This window comes from Paenibacillus beijingensis (genome assembly GCF_000961095.1).
GTDB lineage: Bacteria > Bacillota > Bacilli > Paenibacillales > Paenibacillaceae > Paenibacillus_O > Paenibacillus_O beijingensis.
Map to the genome: position 1 here is coordinate 3,751,591 of NZ_CP011058.1, position 17,708 is coordinate 3,769,298.

The 17,708-nt window shown below is 54.4% G+C and carries 15 protein-coding genes; 13 read left to right on the forward strand and 2 right to left on the reverse strand.

Annotated features, from left to right (window positions below; translation table 11 throughout):
* The first annotated feature begins 68 nt into the window (after positions 1-68).
* From VN24_RS16940 to VN24_RS16970, 7 genes are read left to right on the forward strand one after another with little or no spacing between them, the layout of a single operon-like run.
* Positions 69-1,820 (forward strand): CocE/NonD family hydrolase, encoded by a 1,752-nt coding sequence (locus VN24_RS16940; RefSeq protein ID WP_238590716.1) that lies wholly within the window; start codon positions 69-71, stop codon positions 1,818-1,820.
* A complete protein-coding gene (locus tag VN24_RS16945) occupies positions 1,817-2,524 on the forward strand; it encodes an HAD family hydrolase (protein ID WP_045671357.1) in 708 nt (235 codons plus the stop codon). Before VN24_RS16940 ends, VN24_RS16945 begins: the two co-directional genes overlap by 4 nt.
* 53 nt (positions 2,525-2,577) lie before the next feature.
* The gene (locus VN24_RS16950) at positions 2,578-4,200 is read left to right on the forward strand and encodes an ABC transporter substrate-binding protein (RefSeq protein ID WP_045671358.1); all 1,623 of its coding nucleotides are present in this window, start codon (positions 2,578-2,580) and stop codon (positions 4,198-4,200) included.
* A gap of 22 nt (positions 4,201-4,222) precedes the next feature.
* Complete coding sequence (locus VN24_RS16955; protein WP_045671359.1) at positions 4,223-5,164, forward strand: ABC transporter permease; 942 nt, start codon at positions 4,223-4,225, stop codon at positions 5,162-5,164.
* Between the two features lie 11 nt (positions 5,165-5,175).
* Positions 5,176-5,982 carry an ABC transporter permease gene (locus VN24_RS16960; RefSeq protein WP_045671360.1) on the forward strand — a complete coding sequence of 269 codons (807 nt, stop codon included), beginning with the start codon at positions 5,176-5,178 and terminating at the stop codon, positions 5,980-5,982.
* A gap of 12 nt (positions 5,983-5,994) precedes the next feature.
* A complete protein-coding gene (locus tag VN24_RS16965) occupies positions 5,995-7,047 on the forward strand; it encodes an ABC transporter ATP-binding protein (protein ID WP_045671361.1) in 1,053 nt (350 codons plus the stop codon).
* Positions 7,034-8,005, forward strand: coding sequence for an ABC transporter ATP-binding protein (locus VN24_RS16970; RefSeq protein WP_045671362.1), 972 nt, complete (start codon positions 7,034-7,036; stop codon positions 8,003-8,005). The genes VN24_RS16965 and VN24_RS16970 overlap by 14 nt, the downstream gene beginning before the upstream one ends.
* A gap of 234 nt (positions 8,006-8,239) precedes the next feature.
* On the opposite strand, the gene VN24_RS16975 is transcribed toward VN24_RS16970, so the two are convergent.
* Entirely contained in the window at positions 8,240-9,367 is a 1,128-nt protein-coding gene (locus VN24_RS16975) for an NADH:flavin oxidoreductase (protein WP_045671363.1), read from the reverse strand.
* A gap of 388 nt (positions 9,368-9,755) precedes the next feature.
* Here VN24_RS16975 and VN24_RS16980 point away from each other — a divergent pair, with 388 nt between their 5' ends.
* Together VN24_RS16980 and VN24_RS16985 are read left to right on the forward strand one after the other, a co-directional pair.
* Positions 9,756-10,550: an SDR family NAD(P)-dependent oxidoreductase gene (locus tag VN24_RS16980; protein WP_045671364.1), complete on the forward strand. Its 795-nt coding sequence runs from the start codon at positions 9,756-9,758 to the stop codon at positions 10,548-10,550.
* Positions 10,551-10,565: 15 nt separating this feature from the next.
* The gene (locus tag VN24_RS16985) at positions 10,566-11,732 is read left to right on the forward strand and encodes an iron-containing alcohol dehydrogenase (RefSeq protein WP_045671365.1); all 1,167 of its coding nucleotides are present in this window, start codon (positions 10,566-10,568) and stop codon (positions 11,730-11,732) included.
* Positions 11,733-11,787: 55 nt separating this feature from the next.
* Here VN24_RS16985 and VN24_RS16990 read toward each other — a convergent pair whose 3' ends face one another.
* Positions 11,788-12,777 (reverse strand): LacI family DNA-binding transcriptional regulator, encoded by a 990-nt coding sequence (locus tag VN24_RS16990; RefSeq protein WP_045671366.1) that lies wholly within the window; start codon positions 12,775-12,777, stop codon positions 11,788-11,790.
* Between the two features lie 312 nt (positions 12,778-13,089).
* On the opposite strand from VN24_RS16990, the gene VN24_RS16995 reads away from it, so the two are divergent.
* From VN24_RS16995 to VN24_RS17010, 4 genes are read left to right on the forward strand one after another with little or no spacing between them, the layout of a single operon-like run.
* Positions 13,090-14,409: an ABC transporter substrate-binding protein gene (locus VN24_RS16995; protein ID WP_045671367.1), complete on the forward strand. Its 1,320-nt coding sequence runs from the start codon at positions 13,090-13,092 to the stop codon at positions 14,407-14,409.
* Positions 14,410-14,436: 27 nt separating this feature from the next.
* Positions 14,437-15,321, forward strand: coding sequence for a carbohydrate ABC transporter permease (locus VN24_RS17000; protein WP_045671368.1), 885 nt, complete (start codon positions 14,437-14,439; stop codon positions 15,319-15,321).
* Positions 15,321-16,148 (forward strand): carbohydrate ABC transporter permease, encoded by an 828-nt coding sequence (locus tag VN24_RS17005; RefSeq protein WP_045671369.1) that lies wholly within the window; start codon positions 15,321-15,323, stop codon positions 16,146-16,148. Before VN24_RS17000 ends, VN24_RS17005 begins: the two co-directional genes overlap by 1 nt.
* Positions 16,149-17,693: a glycoside hydrolase family 32 protein gene (locus VN24_RS17010; RefSeq protein ID WP_238590717.1), complete on the forward strand. Its 1,545-nt coding sequence runs from the start codon at positions 16,149-16,151 to the stop codon at positions 17,691-17,693.
* Positions 17,694-17,708 lie beyond the last annotated feature (15 nt).

Genomic DNA, 17,708 nt, shown 5'->3' on the forward strand with positions numbered 1-17,708 from the left:
CATTAGCCCGGCATCTTTTTTTTGTGATTGTGTTGCAGTTATGCCCGCAGTAAAAAAAGCTTGGGAGGGTGGAGAAAGCGAGTACGTTCGATCATTCCGTTCATGTCGAAAGAAATGTGCCTGTACCTATGCGTGACGGCGTCAAGCTGTACGCGGATATTTATCGTCCGGCAGCAGACGGATCTTATCCGGTGCTGCTGCTGCGGACGCCCTATAACAAAGAAGATGCGCAAACGATGAATTTCGCGCATCCCGCCTGGTACGCCCGGCACGGCTACGTCGTGGTCGTGCAGGATACGAGAGGACGCTGGAGCTCCGAGGGCGACTTTCATCCTTACGAGGCCGAAGCCGAGGACGGATACGACACGATCGAGTGGGCGGCGAAGCTGCCTGGCGTCGTCCCGAAGGTTGGCATGTACGGCTTCTCCTACGCCGCGGCCGCCCAGTGGCAAGCGGCGATAACGAAGCCGCCTCATCTGCGCGCCATTGCGCCCGCAATGATCGGCTCGGATTCGTACCAGGGCAAAGCATACCGCAACGGCGCGTTTGCGCTGGCACTGACGCAGTCTTGGGTGCTGTTCGTGGCCCAGGATACGGCGCTAAAGGCTCGGCGCACCGATTGGGCGTCGGAGCTGTCCGCGCTCTATACCGGCATCCATGCTTTCTACAAGAGGCTTCCGTTAAATGATCCGCCGGAAGCGGTCAAGGCGCTGGCTCCGTACTATGAGCAGTGGCTTGAACACAGGACGCGCGACGATTTCTGGAAGAGATCCTCCTTGAGCGATCATTATGACTCGATTAACGTGCCGGCGCTGCATGTCGGCGGCTGGTACGATATTTTCATCGACGGAACGATTGAGAATTTCAACGGGATCCGCAGGTACGGGACGGACGCGGCAAAAGACGGCCAATATTTGTACATCGAGCCGTGGTTTCATATGCCATGGTCCCGCTATGTCGGGGAACTGGATTTCGGTCCGGAAGCGGTAAATCGCATTGATGAGCTGCAGCTGCAGTGGTTCGGCCGCTGGCTGAAGGACGAGGAGCCCGAGGCGCCGGCAGCGAGGGTCCGCTACTTCCTGATGGGGAGCAATACATGGAAGGAAGCCGAGACGTGGCCGGTTCCGGGTGCGGAGACGAAAGATTATTATCTGCACAGCCTTCGTAAAGCGAACTCCGTCAACGGCGACGGTTCGCTCAGTCAGGAGCCGCCAGGAGAGGAATTTCCCGATCTGTACGTGTACCATCCATCCATCCCGGTACCCGCGCTCGGCGGCCGGTCGGGCGCCGTGCCCGATTTGACGCCGATGGGACCGAGAAACCAGCTTCCGATTGAAGTCCGCAACGATGTGCTCGTCTATACATCGGCTCCCCTTGAGCATGATCTTATCGTCACCGGCGAGGTTACCGTTCAGCTGTACGCCGCGACGACGGCGGAGGACACCGATTTTGTCGCCAAGCTGGTCGACGTTTATCCGGACGGGAGGGCGGTCAATATTGCCGAAGGCATTGTCAGAGCCAGCTTCCGGAGCGGGCTCGAGCGGCCGGAGGCGGTGCCGCCGGATCAGGTTCTGATCTACACCATCTCGCTCGGTCCAACGGCCAATGTATTCAAGCAAGGCCATGCGATCCGGCTCGACGTGACCAGCTCGCTGTTTCCGACCTTCGACCGGAACCCCAATCGGCTGATGAATCCCGACGAGGCGACGGAAGCGGATTTTGTAACGGCCACCCAAACGATTTATCATGACGCCCGTTATCCTTCCAAGCTTCAATTACCGGTCATCGCAGACTTTAAAGGGGGTGAAGAAGGGGGATGACGGTGTCTTTTATCTGGTTTGACCTCGGTTATACACTCGTCTATCAAGAAAGAGAAGCCGTCTACCGGCGTTTCCTCCTGGAGCAGGGCATCGAACTTTCATTGAATCAAATCGAACGGGCGTACCATGAGACCGACAAGCTGTTCATGCGGAAATACCCCGGCGCGCTCGGAAAGGAGCTGAGCAGCTTTTATCCGTGGTACCTCGGCGTGCTGAACTACAGGCTGGGCTTAAGCTTTCCGCTGCAGGAGCAGGTTTCGCGCCTGTCTCAGCTGCAGGACGGGCATGCCGGCTGGCGGGCGTACCCTTTTTCCTTGCAGGTGCTGCAGGCGTTGAAGGAACGCTCGCTCGGCATCGGACTGATCAGCAATTGGGATGGAACGGCGAGAACCGTACTCAAGGAAACGGGGCTGCTGCCCTATTTCGACCATATCGTCATCTCTTCGGAGGTACATAAAGAGAAGCCGGACGAAGCGATCTTCCGCATGGCGCTGGAAGAGGCGAAGCTGCCTCCGCAGGCATGTCTGTATGTCGGGGACAACTACTACGACGACGTCGTCGGCAGTGCCAAGGTCGGCATGTCCAGCTTCTTGATTAACCGGTTCGGCGCCCTCGGCATCGAAGAGCTGGATGGAGTGAGGACAATTGCATCCATCCAGGAGCTTCCGCATTTGCTTGATTCGCAAACAAAAATTATTTCCTGACCACGCGCGTATGAAGCGTGCACTTTATTTTACGGAAAAGGAAGGAACCAACCATGAAACCTATCGTCAACACAAAAATGTTCTTTACTGCGCTTACGATCGCGCTCGTCGTTCTCGTGCTCTCTGCCTGCGGCGGCAATACCGCAACGAGCGGCAATAATGAAAAGCCGAGCACGGATACAGCTGCATCGAATACGAACGCAAAGTCCGGGAATGAAAGCACGGCCGAACTTGTCAAATCGGAACCCGGCGGAAAGAAAGAGGGCGGCAGTGTCGTCGTTAATATTCCGCAGGACCTGGATTACTTGGACCCGCAGCTTGCCGTAGCGGCAGGGACGTCCGAAGTGCTGTTTAACGTCTTCGAAGGACTGCTGAAGCCAAACGAGAAGGGGGAGCTGTATCCGGCCGTCGCCGAATCGTATGACGTTTCGCCGGACGGATTGACGTATACGTTCAAGCTCCGCGGCGGCGTCAAATTCCACAACGGCCAAACCGTTACATCGGCGGACGTCAAATTCTCGTATGACCGGCTCGCTGGAACCGGAACCGGGAAACCGCTCAACCCCGCTTTCGGCAGCGTGCAGTCGATCGAGGCGCCCGATGCTTCCACCGTCATCATCAAGCTGAAAGAGAATAACTCCTCGTTTCTGACCGCCCTGACCGCCGCCATCATCCCCAGCGGCTATGAGGACAGCAACAAAAATCCGATCGGCACGGGACCGTTCAAGTTCAAGGAATATCTTCCGGGCCAGCGGCTCGTCGTGGAGAAGTTCGCCGATTATTACGTCAAAGGCGTGCCTTCGCTCGATCAAGTGGAGTTCCGCATCATTACCGATCCTGAGGCTTCGCTGCTTGCGCTCAAATCCGGCGAGGCCGACATTTATCCGCGGATCGGCACCGAGAAGCTGGAGGAGCTCGGCGACAAATTCACGGCGCTGAGCGCTCCGCAAAACTTGGTGCAGTTGATGACGTTTAATATCGACCGCAAGCCGTTTAACGACATTCGGGTCCGGCAGGCGATCAACTACGCGGTGGATAAGGATGAAATCATTCAAGGGGTAGCGCTTGGCAAAGGGACGAAGCTCGGCTCCAATCTCAGCCCGGTGCTGGCGAAATATTACCAGGAAGGGCTGGAGAACACCTACGCCCCCGACATTGAGAAGGCGAAAAGCCTGCTTCTAGAAGCCGGCTTCAAGGACGGTTTCGAGACGACGCTGTCCGTGCCTTCCAACTACCAGTTCCATGTCGATACGGCGCAGGTCATCGCCCAGCAGCTGGAGAAGATCGGCATTAAAGTGAAGATCGAGCCGGTCGAATGGGCGGTTTGGCTGGACCGGATTTACAAGGGGCGCGACTACGATTTGACGATTATCGGTCTGGATGGCAAGCTGAACCCTTACGACATTTTGAACAAGTATTTATCCGATGCGCCGAACAACTTCTTCAACTATAAGAACACGACGTTCGACCAGACGCTTAAGGCTGCGGTTACGGAGGTCGATGACGCCAAGCGGGTGGATCTCTATAAAAAAGCGCAGACGATTTTGACGCAGGACGCGGCGGCTGTGTACATCATGGATCCGAATCTGAACGTGGCGCTTAATAAGAAGCTTGCCGGCTATAAGCAGTATCCGCTGTACGTACAGGATCTGTCTACCGTGTACTTCACGGAGTAACGGGCCAGCAAAGGAGAACCGGATGAATTATTATGTACGCCGCCTGCTGACGCTGCTGTTGACCATCCTGTTTGTGATGCTGCTAACGTTTGCCGCATTCCGTATCATTCCCGGCAATCCGGCGTTGGCGATTCTCGGGACGGAAGCGACCGACGCGCAGATTTCCCTGCTTGAGTCGAAGCTGGGAACGGACCGGCCGCTTCCCGAACAGTTCGCGCAGTGGGTGGCCGGCGCTGCCCGGCTGGACTTCGGCGAGTCGCTTCGCTTTTCGAAGCCGGTGACGGAATTGATCGCGAGCCGTCTGCCCGTTACCGTTTCGCTGGCTGCGCTCGCACTCCTCATTACGGTAACCGTCGCCGTTCCGCTTGGGATTGCCGCTTCGCGGGCACGGGGCAAAGCGCTCGATATGCTGATCTCGATCGGCTCGCAGCTCGGTCTTGCCGTTCCGTCGTTTTGGATGGGCATCCTGCTCATTCTCGTTTTCGGACTCTCGCTCAAATGGTTCGCCGTCAGCACCTATGTTCCGTGGTCGGAAAATCCGATCTTGGCTTTGAAATCGTCCGTTCTCCCTGCCGCCGCGCTAGCTATTCCGCAAATCGCAATCGTGGTCCGCTACCTGCGAACGACGATGCTGGAGGAGCTCAGCCTTGATTATGTCCGAACGGCAAGAAGCAAAGGGCTTAAGGAGGCGGCCGTAATGTATCGGCATGTGCTCAAAAATGCCCTTCTTCCCGTCATTACGGTGATCGGCATTAACTTCGGGGAAGTGCTGGCGGGCAGTCTGGTCATCGAGCAGGTATTTACGTTGCCGGGCATCGGCAGCCTGCTCGTTACGGCGATCGGCAACCGGGACTATCCGCTTGTGCAGGGACTGGTCGTGCTCATTGCCTTCATCGTCATTGCGATCAACTTTGCCGTCGATCTTTCCTATCGCTGGCTTGATCCGAAAATACGCTTAAAGTAGAGGCACGCCATATGAGAAACAAAAGCTACAGTCTTGTGCTCGGGGTTGTGCTGATCGCAATCCTCGCCGTCATGATGCTGATCAGCCTCATCTATACGCCCCATCCCGTGAATGGGATGAATATCCGGGAGCGGCTGCAGGCGCCGAGCCTTCAACATTGGCTGGGAACCGATAATTTCGGCCGAGACGTCTTCAGCCGCGTGATGGTCGGCGCACAGACCGCTTTCGAAGTAGGCGCCGTATCGGTCTGCATTGGTCTGGCGGGCGGCTTCCTGATCGGGACGCTTGCCGGCTACGCCGGAAAATGGGTCGATGAGCTGCTGATGCGCGCAACCGATGCGCTGCTCGCATTTCCCGGAATCCTCCTGGCGCTGCTGCTCGTCACGATATCAAAGCCGAGCCTGTTCCAGACGATGCTTGCGATTGGCATTTTGTCGGTCCCATCGTTTGCCCGCGTTATCCGAAGCGGCGTGCTGCAGCATAAAGAAGCGGAGTACGTCAAAGCGGCGCGGGGTCTTGGAGCCGGCCACGCCAACCTGATCTGGATCCAGATTGTGCCGAATATCGCGTCCTCGATCGTGACGACCGCGGCGCTCAGTTTCTCGACGGCGATTCTGGTCGAAGCGGCGCTCAGCTATTTGGGCCTTGGCGTACAGCCGCCCGATCCGAGCTGGGGCCGGATGTTAAATGAAGCGCAGAGCTACCTCGCCAAAGCGCCGTGGTTTACGCTGGCGCCGGGACTGCTGATTACGCTGACGGTGCTCGGCTTCAACCTGCTCGGCGACGGGATTCGGGATCTGAGGGACAAAAGGAGCTAGAAGGTGATTCATATGACAGATGTGACTGATGTGACAGATGTGACAGATGCGGCGGCAACCGAAACGGAAACACCGCTGCTCGACATTCGGAATTTGCAGCTTGAGCTGCAGCGGACCCGAGGTGCGGATGTTGCGGTGCTGGATAGGGTATCGCTTACTGTCGGCCGGGGCGAAACGGTCGGCATCGTCGGCGAATCGGGCTGCGGCAAAAGCGTGCTGTCGCTGTCGGTTCTCGGCCTGCTGCCGAGCGCCATGCGAATCAGCGGCGGGGAAATCTGGTACGAGGGGCGGCATCCGCTGCACCGTATGACCGATCGGGATATTCGGGCCTTTCGCGGCAACGAAATCGCGATGATCTTCCAAGATCCGATGAGTTCGCTCAATAACGGCTTAACGGTAGGCTATCAAGTAACCGAAGCGCTGCGGCTTCATCTGCGGTATTCGCGGAGGGAAGCAAAGGAACACGCCGTCAGGCTGTTCCGTAAAGTGGGGCTGCCGCGCCCGGAGTCGCTGCTGCATGAATATCCTCATCAGCTTTCCGGCGGTATGCGCCAGCGGGTCATGATTGCCATCGCCATCGCCTGCAATCCCGGCCTGCTTATTGCGGATGAGCCGACGACGGCGCTCGACGTGACGATTCAGGCGCAAATTCTTGACCTGATGCGTCAAATCCGGGAGGAGGACGGAACGTCGATCCTGCTGATCTCCCACGATTTCGGCGTCATCGCCGACATGTGCGACCGGATTCTGGTCATGTACGCAGGGCAAATCGTGGAGGAGGGAACGGCCCGCGATCTGTTCGACCGGCCGCTTCATCCGTATACGATCGGCCTCCTGCAGTCGATTCCGACGCCCGCGAAGAAAAACCGGCCGCTCCATTCCATCGAGGGAACCGTTCCTGCGCTGCACGAAAGAGGAACGGGCTGCCATTTCGCTTCCAGATGTGCGCATGCGACGGAGCGCTGCCGGACGGAGCAGCCGGAGCTTGTGTTCGATCGGGACGGCCATGCCGCGCGCTGCTTCCTCGTTGCAGCGGAAGGAGGGAATCGCCATGCGGCAGTCTGAGCCGCTGCTCGAGCTGAGCGGCATTACGATGTCGTACACGGGATCGGCTTCGCTGCGAAAGCGGCAGGTGCTGCGGGCGGTGGACGACGTTTCGCTCACGATACACGAAGGCGAAACGTTGGGGCTCGTAGGCGAGAGCGGATGCGGAAAATCGACAACCGGCCAAATCGCCGCCAGGCTGCTGCCCCCAAGCGGCGGCAAGCTGCTGTATCGCGGCGAGGATGTGTCCAAACCGGCAGCGGGGGCTGCTTCGCGGACGCTGCGCCGGCGGATTCAATATGTATTTCAGGACCCGTACACTTCGCTCAATCCTCGCTTTACAATCGGCCGGCTGCTTGGAGAACCGCTGCAGATCAACCGGCTGTGCAGCAGGAAGGAACGGCTGCGCAGAGTGGAAGAGATGCTGGAGATAATCGGGCTGGACGCCTCCTACATAGGCCGTTATCCTCACGAGCTGAGCGGCGGCCAGCGTCAGCGGATCGGCATCGCCCGCGCCTTGATGCTGAATCCCGAATTGCTTGTGCTGGACGAACCGGTATCGGCGCTCGACGTATCCGTCCAAGCGCAAATTCTCAACCTGCTCAAGAAGCTGCAGCGGGAGCTGTCGCTTACCTATCTGTTCATTTCGCATGATCTGAACGTCATTCACTATATGAGCGATAAAGTCGCCGTCATGTACTTGGGCAAAATCGTCGAGATCGCCGATGTCGACTCCCTGTACAGCGATCCTCTGCATCCTTATACGCAGGCGCTCGTGTCTTCCATTCCGGCGGACGACCGGCACGCGAAGCGGGAGAAAATCATTCTGAAGGGCGATTTGCCAAGTCCGCTCGATATTCCGGCAGGCTGCCCGTTCCAGACCCGGTGCGCGCATGTCCATGAACGCTGCCTCGCGGCTGCGCCTTCATTGAAGGAGACGGCGCCCAGCCATTCGGTCAGCTGCCATTTATATGGTTAAGCATCGACGGAAAAAGGAAGGGCTGGACCCTAACAAGGTTTTAGCGGTATCAATCAAGCCCTTCAGCTTCAAAAGCGAAAAACGAACCGATCAAGGGGTATCCTTGGTCGGTTCGTTTTTCGTCTACTGTCTGCTTTTTATCGCACATCGTCCATACATACCCGAATTTCACGCCTCTTATTTGGGACTAGCTCGTTCATGTGAACAGTTATTAGATAGTCACTTTTTGGTTCATCAATAGAGCGTCTTTGTCGATTCCAGCGTGAAGGGCAGCAGTTCGTCCGTGCGGCCATCCCGAACTTTGGCGGCCCAGGCGGGATCGTGCAGCAGTGCCCGGCCGACGGCTACCAGGTCGAATTCGCCGCGTTCCAACCGCTCGAGCAGGCCCCCAAGATCGGCTGGATCGGCGCCCGCTCCTTGGTACATCTTCGTGAATTCGGCATCCAGTCCGACGGAGCCTACGGTGATCGTCGGTTTGCCCGTCAGCTTCTTGGTCCAGCCTGCGAGATTCAGGTCGGACCCGTCAAACTCGGGCTCCCAGAAACGGCGGGTCGAGCAGTGGAACAGATCGACGCCGGCTGCGGCGAGCGGTACCAGGAACTGCTCCAGTTCATCCGGCGTGTTCGCTAATTTTGCTGTATAATTGTTGCTTTTCCACTGGGAAAAACGAAGCACGATCGGGAATTCGGGACCTGCGGCTCTCCTGCATGCTTCGATGATTTCGACCGCGAAACGGGTGCGGTCGGCCAAGCTTCCGCCGTAACGGTCCGTGCGCCGGTTCGTTTTCTCCCAGAAAAATTGGTCGATCAAGTAACCGTGTGCGCCGTGCAGCTCAATGCCGTCGAAGCCGATCCGTTTGGCGTCGGCAGCCGCCTGCGCGAAAGCGGCGACGATATCGGCGATTTCCGTTTCGGTTAAAGGCTCGGATACTTTCCCGCCCGTCAGATCGAGTCCGGACGGACCGATTGGAGGCGCTTCGGGATTCGGCTGGCTTCCGACTTTGCGGGTCGTGCCCACATGCCACAGCTGCGGAATGATGCGGCCTCCCGCCTCGTGAACGCCGGCTACGACGCGTGCCCAGCCGTTCAAGGCGGCTTCCCCGTGAAAATTCGGCCAGTTCGGGCTTGCTGCCGCAGCCGGATGATTGATCAGCGTTCCTTCGGTTACGATGAGACCGACACCGTTCTCGGCACGGCGGCGGTAATAATCGGCTACGTCCGCTCCCGGCACTCCGCCGGGAGCGAAGCCGCGGGTCATCGGCGCCATCACGATCCGGTTGGCCAGTTCCAAACGGCCTGTCCGGAATGGCTCGAACAACGGACGAACCGAAACGGCGCTATTCGAGCGGTCTAGGTTAGACATGTGTATCCTCCTTTTATGACGCGTTCACCTCGAAGCCCTGTCCTCCATTACGATACCGATGCAGAAGAGAACTCTGTTGCAGACATGAATCACAGCGGTGATAAAGTTAGATTACCACGAAACCATACCAAATTAATAGGATTACATGGTGAAATATAATAGAAGCCATCGGGCGGTTAATCGTATCGCTAATCGTATCGTTGGATTGGAACTAGATTGGAACTGCAGGTGACAGGCAGCTCCTTTTTCCAACACGTCCGATTTATAAATATATTTATAAATAGTCCGAAATAATCTAATTTGATTTATAGAAAAGCAATAGATACGATAGGGTTGTTGAGACAAATCCGTTTCTTCATAAACCTATTTTGAAAGCGAGCTGTTTAAAATGGAATTAAACTTAAAAGATAAATTAGTTCTTGTTACAGGATCGACTGCCGGAATCGGCAAAGCGATCGCCATCAGTTTTCTGAAGGAAGGAGCCAAAGTAGTTGTTAACGGCCGATCTGACGAAAATGTAAATGCAACGGTAAGAGAGCTTTCTGCACTTGGAACTGTTTATGGAATAAAAGCAAACGTCGCCGATAAAGCGGAAAGTGATGAACTCATCCGCAAAGTGGACGAAATCGGAAATTTGGATGTGCTCGTCAACAATACAGGCGTTTTTACCGTAAAGCCTTTTGTCGATGTGACGGATGAGGAATGGCTCGAGTACTATCAAATCAATGTCATGAGCGCTGTCCGGTTGTCCAGGGCTTTCCTGCCGAAAATGATCGAGCGCAATGCCGGAAGAATCATTAACATTGCAAGCGAAGCCGGAATCAAACCCTATCCGGAGCTCGTTCCTTACGGCGTATCCAAAACGGCCCTCATCACCTTGTCCAGAGGTTTGGCGGAAGTGGCAAAAGGGACAAATGTCACGGTCAACTCCGTTCTTCCGGGCCCGACGTGGACGGAAGGGTTCGGCACATTCATTACGGATCTTGCCAAAGAAAACAACAAAAGCCTCGATACCTTTATTGAAGAATACTTTAGAAACGACCAACCGTCTTCGCTGATTCAACGTTACGCAACGGTGGAGGAAGTCGCCGATACGATCGTCTTCCTCGCTTCCGATAAAGCATCGGCCATCAACGGCGCAGCTCAAAGAGTCGAGGGAGGAATTATCCAAAGTATCCTATAATCAGGAGGATCACCGATGAATACATTTCAATTTATCAATCCTGCGAAAATTCTGTTCGGCCGCGGCCAGGTGGCCAAAATCAAAGATGAGATTCCGGAGTACGGCCGGCGCATTTTGCTTCTTTATGGCGGAGGAAGCATTAAGAAGAACGGTCTCTACGATCAAGTAACTCGCGCTTTATCTGAAATTCCGGGCGCCCATGTGGTGGAATTGAGCGGAGTGGAGCCGAATCCGCGCCTGACAACGGTAAACAAGGGAATTGAACTTATCAAACAAAATGATTTGGATTTTATTCTCGCTGTCGGCGGGGGAAGCGTAATCGATTGTGCCAAAGCGATCGCGGTCGGCGTCCACTACGAAGGCGATGTATGGGATATTGTGACGAATAAGGCAATCCCGACGAAAGCCGTTCCGATCGGCACTGTCCTGACCATCTCTGCGACCGGATCTGAAATGAATGGCGGTTCGGTTATTACCAATTGGGCGGAAAATGACAAGCGCTTTTTCGTCTCCAATCATACGTTTCCCAAATTCAGCGTGTTAGACCCGGAGATCACCGCTTCCGTGCCGAAGGACCAAACGGTATACGGCATTGTAGATATCATGTCCCATGTTTTTGAACAATATTTCCATGATTCATCCAAAGCCCCGTTGCAGGAACGCTTTGGCGAGTCCATCCTGCAGACGACAATGGAAGCTGCGCCCAAACTGATCGACGACCTTCATCATTTCGAGTACCGGGAAGTCATCATGCTCAATGGAACCTTCGCACTAAATGGCATTTTATCCATGGGCATTGAAGCGGATTGGGCCACTCATATGATCGAGCATGCGGTCTCGGCCGTTCATGATATTCCCCATGGCGGCGGATTGGCGATCTTGTTCCCGAATTGGATGGAATTTGTCGCTGCGAAAAAGCCGGTAAAAGTCGCTCAACTCGGGATCCGAGTGTTTGGGATTGAAGCTGAAAACAGAAAAGATTCCGACTTGGCAGCTGAGACGATTCGCAAACTGCGCGAGTTTTGGAGTTCGCTGGGGGCTCCTTCCAAACTGTCCGATTATGGAATTAATGATTCGGAGATCGATTTAATGGCCGAAAGAGCGATGGTAGCCGAAACAATAGGGAACTACGTCCCTTTAACAAAAAAAGATGTAGAGTCGATTTTACGAAATTCCATTTAATCCGGACAAAAAAGCTTTAAGTCCTTGACGGGACTTGAAGCTTTTTTTCTTTTTTTCACGTCGTATCACCGATTATAAGTTCAACATCAACGATGGCATTATTCAAGAGGTTGTCGTTTTTCCCTTCGATCATCTGAATAATTTTGGAACAAAGTGCATTCCCGATCCGGTCGATCGGCTGCTTGATCGTTGTCAGTTTGGGGGTTTGCAGCATGCGCGTGAAGCTGTGGTAATCGTATCCGATAATTTTGAGATCCTCGGGGACGCGAATGCCGTGCCTTGTGGCATAGATATACAGCGCATAAGCCAATATATCGTTGCTGCAAAAGACGCCGTCGGTTTCCGGCAAATAGTTGGACACTTCTTGTTCAATGAAATCCCAGTAATAGTCGAACGTCAGCTTGAAGGGCTCGCCTTCGATTACCCGGCACGGAGTATCGTGCTTCATGCAGGTCAGACGAAAAGCGTCGCTTCTTCGGTTCGGAAGCAGATCGATCTTCAGCGGGCCCGAAATATGCAGCAGCCGTTTGCAGCCCCGCTGAATCAGATGCTCGGTCGCAAGCTCTCCCCCTCGGAAGTTATCGGCTCCGACATACGGGATGGTTGGAGAGATGATGCGGTCAAACGAGATGACGGGCAATTTGACTTTTTTGTACTCGTCAAGATCGAGCGTGTGGCTGCACATGATGATGCCGTCGACCCGGTTCTGGCGCAGCATACTGATGTAATTGGCTTCTTTCTCGGAGTTGCCCAGCGAATTGCAGATCAAAATTTTGTAGTTTTGATCATTGGCGTACGTCTCCACACAACGGATCAGTTCCGAAAAGAACGGGTGATTGGAGTCGGGGACGATGACGCCGAGCAAGTAGGATTGACTCTTTTGCAATGCGCGGGCGATTTGATTGGGATAGTAATCGATCGCCGTCATCGCTTTCTCCACTTTCTGGCGTGTTTCTTTGTTTATATATCCCCGGTTGTTAATGACTCTCGAGACGGTCGTTATAGATACGCCAGCAATTTTGGCGACTTCTTTAATCGTGGACATATGGCAGTTCCTCCCTCGGAAACTCGAAGCGAATGAACGCAATATTGAAAGCGCTTATATCGTAAGTATATCACGATTTCTATGAATGGAAACCCTACCAAGAATTATTTATATGAAAACCTTCACATGTTTGAAAAATAGCAAAAAAATGCTGTATTGGCAGCACTTTTTTGCTTTCGGTAACTTGTAAAAAAGTTCATATCGGAGTCAGATATGAAAACGATTGACATATCGTTTTTAAAGGTCTAAAATACCCAATGTAAGCAATTACATTAAGGGGAACAATATTACCGGTTGAGAGGAAGGATCCGAATGAGAAAGTGGATGCTATTTATGATAACGCTTTTATTAAGCGCTGCCATAACGGCATGCGGTAGCGGCAGAAACAACGAAAGCGATACGCAGCCGATGGGAGAAAGCGCTTCCGTAACGACCGGCGGCAAGTCGAATATTACGATTCTAATCGGAAAGCCGGAAATCGCAAAGCAATTCGAGCAGATGGCCGGCGAATACAGCAAGATGTATAAAACGAACATTACGCTCATCCCTTTGGGCGGGCAGACGGCTTATGAGAAATTGGCCACTCTTTACGCTTCCGGCAATGCGCCGACGATCATGATGCTCGGCTCGGAGCTTCCCAGCATGAAAGGAAAGCTTCTCGATCTGTCGAATCAGCCGTGGGTAAAGCATGCGCTTCCGGGAACGCTCGATTACGCGAAGGACGGCGATAAAGTGTACGGCATGCCGGTCAACGTGGAGGCGTTCGGAATGATGTACAATAAAGCGGTTCTCGACAAAGCGGCAGGCGGTTCGTTCGATCCGTCATCCATCAAGACGCGCGACGATTTGAAAAAGCTGTTCGACCAAATTACGGCTTCCGGTGAAAGCGCCTTCCACTTCTCGCCGATGGATTGGTCTCTTGGCGCCCACTTCACAAACATGATGTTTGGGACGCAGTCCGACGACCGCAGCCAGCGCCATCAATTTCTGGCCGATCTGAAAGCCGGCAAAGTAAAGCTGGCGGACAATCCGGTTTTTAACGGCTGGCTGGACACGTTCGATATGCTGAAGGAATACAATCAGTTCAAGAAAGCGCCGCTCGCTCCCGTCTACGATGACGGTACGCTGGCGCTGGCCAACGGCAAAGCGGGATTTTGGTTCATGGGGAACTGGGCTTACCCGCAGCTGAAGGAAATCAATCCGCAAGGGCAGTACGGTTTTTTGCCGGTCCCGATCAGCGATAACGCCGGCGATTACGGCAACACGCAAATTTCGGCGGGCGTACCATCCTACTGGACCATCGACGCGACCAAGTCGACGCCGCAGCAGCAGAAAGCGGCCAAAGATTTTCTGAACTGGATGGTCAGCGATCCGCAAGGGCAGGATTATTATGTGAATGAATTCAGCTTCATTCCGGCCTACGACAATTTCACGGTCAAACCGGACGATCTGCTTTCGCGAACCGTGATGGAATACCTGGCATCGGGCAAGACGCTCGAAGCGGTGGGATCGTACTTTCCGGCTGACGGCTGGCCGAATATGGGCGCCACTTTGCAGAAGTATTTGTTCGGCATCATCGACAGGGCCGAGGTTGCCAAAGAATTTGAAGCATACTGGAAAAACGCGAAATAATACGATTTTCACCGCGGAGGTGTTCCTATGTACAGCGAGGATAAACGGTTGGATAAAATGAAAGCGTTTCTCATGTTTGGCTTTGTGCCCCTGCTCGCATTCGCGGCGGTCGTCGTCATTCCTTTTGCGGTCGGGGTATACATGACATTTACGCAAACCGACGGCGGCGCGATTACATCGAAATTTGTCGGCGTTGTCAATTATGCACAAGCTTTTACCGATCCGCTCTTTTGGAAATCGATGGGCTTCACGCTTGAATATGTCGTATGGAGTCTTGTGCTCACCAACGTCGTCGCATTTCTGCTGGCGCTGCTCGTGACGAGCGGAATCAAAGGGCAAAACTTTTTCCGGCTCGGCTTCTTTACGCCCAATCTGATCGGCGGTATCATTCTCGGCTTTGTATGGCAGTTCATGTTTTCCCGGGTTCTCGTTCAAATCGGCAGCGTGCTCGGCATCGAGCCGCTTTCAACGACGCTGCTCGGCGATCCGGATAAAGCGTTCTGGGCTTTGCTGATTGTCGGCGTTTGGCAAAATTCCGGTTATATGATGATTATTTATATCGCGGGACTGCAAGGCATCGACAAATCGGTGCTGGAAGCGGCCAGCATCGACGGAGCCGGGGCGTGGAGACAGCTGATCGGCGTACGCATTCCGCTCATGATGTCGGCTTTCACGATCAGCCTGTTCCTGACGCTTCAGCGCAGCTTCATGGTGTACGATACGAACCTGTCGCTGACGCAAGGGGGGCCGTTCCGTTCGACGGAGCTGATTTCGATGCACGTCTATAACGAAGCGTTCAAAAGTTTCAATTACGGAGTCGGCCAAGCGAAAGCGATCGTCCTGTTCGCGGTCGTGGCTCTCATTGCAATCATTCAGGTCAGTGTCATGAAAAGAATGGAGGTCGAGTCCTGATGACCCTAGTACAGAATACGCGAAAAACGGTCCTGTTTCTGCTGCTCAGCGTCATGTTTGTCCTTTATATCGTTCCCTTTTTGCTCATTCTGCTCAATTCGTCCAAGGAGCGGCTGAATGTCATCAGCAGCCCGCTCTCGCTGCCGGCGCAGTTTAATCTGGACAGCTATATCAATGCGTTCCGGGAGATGAATTTCCTGAGCGGATTCGCCAATTCGCTGCTCATTACGGTCGTATCCGTCGTTCTTATTATCGTTTTCTCTTCCACGCTGGCGTATTATCTTGTCCGCTGGAAATCGAGAACGAACAACGTCATTCTGCTTACGCTGGTCGCTTCGATGATCGTTCCTTTTCAGGCGCTCATGATACCGTTTGTGACGATTTACGGCGGTTTGAACATGCTGAACAGCCCATGGTCGCTCTGCTTCTTTTATTTGGGCTTCGGGGTCAGCCTGGCAACATTTATGTACCACGGCTTCGTCAAAGGAGTGCCGAAAGATCTCGAGCAAGCCGCTTTCGTCGACGGTGCGACCCGGCTGCAAGTATTTACGCGAGTCGTATTTCCGATTCTGGCACCGGTGACGACAACCATCGCGATTTTGGACGTGCTGTGGATCTGGAACGATTTCCTCTTGCCTTCGCTGGTGCTCGTGTCGCAGGATCACCGGACGCTGCCGCTGTCGACGTTTTATTTCTTCGGAACCTATACGTCCAATTATAACGAAGCGATGGCCGCACTCGTGCTGTCGATCATTCCGATCATCGCGTTCTATCTTGCGATGCAGAAGAAGATTATCAACGGTGTCATGGAAGGAGCGGTGAAATAATTGGCGGAAGGGGAAAAGCTTGATCAGCATCGGCAGCAAATCGCAAAGGCGACCCGTTCGGTGATGAACGTCCGGGAGATGGTCGCCCGGGATTATTGGCGGCCCTTATACCACCTCTCTCCGACGGCTAATTGGATGAACGATCCGAACGGGTTTTGTTACTTTCAAGGCTGCTACCATTTGTTTTACCAGCATCATCCGTATTCGCCTTTGTGGGACAATATGCACTGGGGACATTTTCGCAGCCGCGATCTCGTGACATGGGAGGATCTCCCCATCGCTCTTGCACCGGGGAACGATTACGACCGGGACGGCTGTTTCTCCGGCAGCGCCATGGAGAAGGACGGCAAGCTGTATTTGATGTATACCGGCAATGTATGGACCGGTCCCGATCGGGATAAGGATTTGGCGCAGGTTCAATGTCTTGCGGTTAGCGGTGACGGCGTCTTTTTCGATAAATGGGAAGGAAATCCGGTGATCGCGCAAGCGCCGGAAGGGGAAAACATTCATCCGAATCATTTCCGCGACCCGAAAGTATGGAAGCATGGGGACGACTATTACTGCGTGCTCGGTTCGCGGACGCTGGAGCATCGGGGACAGATTGTTCTTTACAAGTCCGCGGATATGATGAACTGGACTTATCTAGGCGTTGCGGCCGGAAGCGAAGAAAACGGGGGCTATATGTGGGAGTGCCCCGATCTGTTCGAAATGGGCGGACGCGACGTGCTTGTATTGTCGCCGCAAGGAGTGAAGCCGGAAGGGGACAAATACCATAACCTTCATCAAGCGGGGTATATGATGGGCAAGCTCGATTACGAGAGCGGCAAGTTCGAGCACGGCCCGTTCAAAATGCTCGATTACGGCTTTGATTTTTACGCGCCCCAGACGATGGAGGATCCCGAGGGACGGCGCATTCTGATCGCCTGGATGGCGATGTGGGAGAGCGCCATGCCCGAGCAGGCCCGTCAATGGGCAGGAGCGATGACGCTTCCCCGCCAGCTCGTGATGGAGGAAGGGAAGCTTCGCTGCCGGCCTGTCCGGGAGCTGAGCCGGCTCCGCCGCGGCGAAACGGCTTATGAAAATGTGGTCGTTAAAGGTGAGACGGAACTGGACGGAGTGACGGGCGATTGCTTTGAAATGGAGCTTCTGCTCGACGTCTCGGAAGCGGACCGGGCCGGGATCAAGCTCCGGGTCGGTGAAGCGTCGCAGGAAGAAACCGTCCTCACTTATAACAAGGAGGAGGGCAAGCTTATTCTCGACCGGAACCGGTCCGGCCAAGGTCCCGGAGGCATCCGGAAAGCGCCGGTGGAGCCGGATGGAGGCTTGCTGCGCCTGCACCTGTTCGTCGACCGTTCTTCCGTTGAAGTGTTCGTTCAGGACGGGGAGAAAGTGATGACGGCGCGCATCTACCCCGATGAACGGTCGAAAGGAGTAAGTTTTTTTGCGGAAGGATCGATGAAGATTGTCCGGTTGCAGAAGTGGGATTTGGAGCGGAGCGTCGGCAATCCGGCACCGGAGACGAATGATGCGACCCGGCTTGCGTAAGTCAAGCGGACGGCG

Coding starts and splice junctions, on each gene's coding strand:
- VN24_RS16945 (WP_045671357.1), top strand. CDS start 1,817: ATGACGGTGTCTTTTATCTGGTTTGACCTCGGTTATACACTCGTCTAT.
- VN24_RS16950 (WP_045671358.1), top strand. CDS start 2,578: ATGAAACCTATCGTCAACACAAAAATGTTCTTTACTGCGCTTACGATC.
- VN24_RS16955 (WP_045671359.1), top strand. CDS start 4,223: ATGAATTATTATGTACGCCGCCTGCTGACGCTGCTGTTGACCATCCTG.
- VN24_RS16960 (WP_045671360.1), top strand. CDS start 5,176: ATGAGAAACAAAAGCTACAGTCTTGTGCTCGGGGTTGTGCTGATCGCA.
- VN24_RS16965 (WP_045671361.1), top strand. CDS start 5,995: ATGACAGATGTGACTGATGTGACAGATGTGACAGATGCGGCGGCAACC.
- VN24_RS16970 (WP_045671362.1), top strand. CDS start 7,034: ATGCGGCAGTCTGAGCCGCTGCTCGAGCTGAGCGGCATTACGATGTCG.
- VN24_RS16975 (WP_045671363.1), bottom strand. CDS start 9,367: ATGTCTAACCTAGACCGCTCGAATAGCGCCGTTTCGGTTCGTCCGTTG.
- VN24_RS16980 (WP_045671364.1), top strand. CDS start 9,756: ATGGAATTAAACTTAAAAGATAAATTAGTTCTTGTTACAGGATCGACT.
- VN24_RS16985 (WP_045671365.1), top strand. CDS start 10,566: ATGAATACATTTCAATTTATCAATCCTGCGAAAATTCTGTTCGGCCGC.
- VN24_RS16990 (WP_045671366.1), bottom strand. CDS start 12,777: ATGTCCACGATTAAAGAAGTCGCCAAAATTGCTGGCGTATCTATAACG.
- VN24_RS16995 (WP_045671367.1), top strand. CDS start 13,090: ATGAGAAAGTGGATGCTATTTATGATAACGCTTTTATTAAGCGCTGCC.
- VN24_RS17000 (WP_045671368.1), top strand. CDS start 14,437: ATGTACAGCGAGGATAAACGGTTGGATAAAATGAAAGCGTTTCTCATG.
- VN24_RS17005 (WP_045671369.1), top strand. CDS start 15,321: ATGACCCTAGTACAGAATACGCGAAAAACGGTCCTGTTTCTGCTGCTC.